Raw genomic sequence first — 1,769 nt, 5'->3', positions numbered from 1 at the left:
GGGGGGGGGGCCGGGGGGCCGCCCGCGCTGCGCGCCCCCCGGCCCGGCCCGCCCCGCGCCCGGCGCGCCCCCGCGCGCCCCCGGCCGCGTCCATGTCATTTCCGGGTGTGGCGGCGGCCCGGTTTGCCGCTGTTGCCCGATCTCGCACCCGTCCTCGGACCGCGCGGCCCGGACTCCGCGGAACTCGATGTGACAGAAGGCCCCTGCGCGGGGAAGACTGCACGGCGTGACGTCTCGGAATCCGCGCGACCGTGATGCCCCGCTCCAGCCCGCGATCCGCAACGGAGCGACGGTGACCCGCCTGCCAGGCGCGGCCCGCCGAGCCGATGCCGTACCCCCGGGGAGCGGAGCCGTCCGTCGCCGCACCCCCCAGCCGAAGCCCGGCCGGGGCCGGGTGCCGGTGCCCGACGGCCTGCCCGCGCCCGCCGAGCTGGCCCCGCTGGCCCGCCGGATGCTGGCCGACGCCGTCCGGATCGCCCGCTGGGCGGGCGAGCTCGGCGAGGTCGACAAGCGCGGCGAGCTGCTCCCGGACGACGCCCGGGCCGCCGGGCGCGCCCTCGCGATGACCGTCGGCGCCGCCGCCAAGGCCTGGGGCCAGGCCCTGCTGGTCGGCCTGGTGGAGCTGCGCGACGGCGGTGCCGGGCCGGGCTGGCGGCTGAACGCCTGGGAGCACGACGACGAGGCGGTGATCCGCGGCTGGTCCGCGCTCTTCGACGCCTGGACGCTGCTCGCCCCCGTCCCGCCGAGCGCGATGCGCGGCGTGTTCGCGCTGCTCGCCGGGCAGGCCGTGGACCAGGCCCCGCAGCTGCTGTCCTTCCTGCACCTGGTGGACGGACCCGTCCCCGACGGCGAGCTGCTGGAGCTGCTCCGCCGCGGCCTGGACGAGCGCCGGCACGGCGCCGCCACCGGCGGTCCCACGCTCTCCCCGGTGCCGCACGCGGCCTCCGCCATGTCGGCCGTCCGCGGTACCTGCCTGACGCCGCAGGTCGACACCCCGACCGCCGCCGCCGACGCCGCCGCGGTGCTGGACTGGATGCTGGACGGCCTGGCCGCGGTCGGCGCCCTGGAGCGCCGCGACGAGGCCGCCGAGCTGTCCCCGCTGGGGCACTGGGCGGTGCGCGCCAAGCTGGAGGAGATCTGCACGGTGGCGCAGACCGCCGCCGGCCACATCGAGCAGAGCGCCCTGGAGCTGCTCAGCGCCTGCGCCGACTACACGCCTGGCCCGGCCCGCGCCGAGTACCGGGCCTGGGTCGCCGCCCGTCCGGTCGACCGTGCGGTCGCCGAGCTGCTGGACGCCGCCCGCGGCGAGGACGCGCTGGTGCGCGGCCTCGCCTTCGAGGCGCTCCGGGTCGCCGGCGGCACCGCCGAGCAGGCCGTCCGCGCCGCCGTGGAGGAGGCCGTGCTGCGGCCCTACGCGCTGCTGTGGCTGGCCGAGCAGTCCGACGAGGGCGTGGTCTCCCCGGCCGACGTGCTGGGCGCGCAGGACGCCGCCTGGCTCTGGGTGGACACCGCCGCGGCGGTGCTGGACCACGGCGACACCGCGCTGCTGGTGCCGCACGTGGAGGGCGCCGCGGCAGGTGAGCCCGTCCGGCTGTTCAACCGCGCCCGGCAGTCCGGCCACCCGCGGGCGGCCTCGGTGCTCACCGCGGTCTCCGGCGTGCACCCGGACCCGGCGGTGGCCCGGGCGGCCCGCCGCTCCGCCTTCAGCGTCCACAAGGGCGGCGCCGGGCAGTAGCCCCGCCCCGCAGGCATGCGAACCGTGCACGGGC

Annotated in this window: 1 protein-coding gene; it reads left to right on the top strand. The window is 79.3% G+C overall.

Going from position 1 to position 1,769, the window contains the following annotated elements; genetic code table 11:
• Window positions 1-301: 301 nt before the first annotated feature.
• Window positions 302-1,735 (top strand): hypothetical protein, encoded by a 1,434-nt coding sequence (locus ACFV0G_RS28245; protein ID WP_380553944.1) that lies wholly within the window; start codon window positions 302-304, stop codon window positions 1,733-1,735.
• The last annotated feature ends 34 nt before the right edge of the window (window positions 1,736-1,769 follow it).

It is taken from the genome of Kitasatospora sp. NPDC059571 (assembly GCF_042735675.1).
GTDB lineage: Bacteria > Actinomycetota > Actinomycetes > Streptomycetales > Streptomycetaceae > Kitasatospora.
Note: the sequence above shows the minus strand (reverse complement) of the source record. Positions and strands in the feature narration are given on the sequence as shown.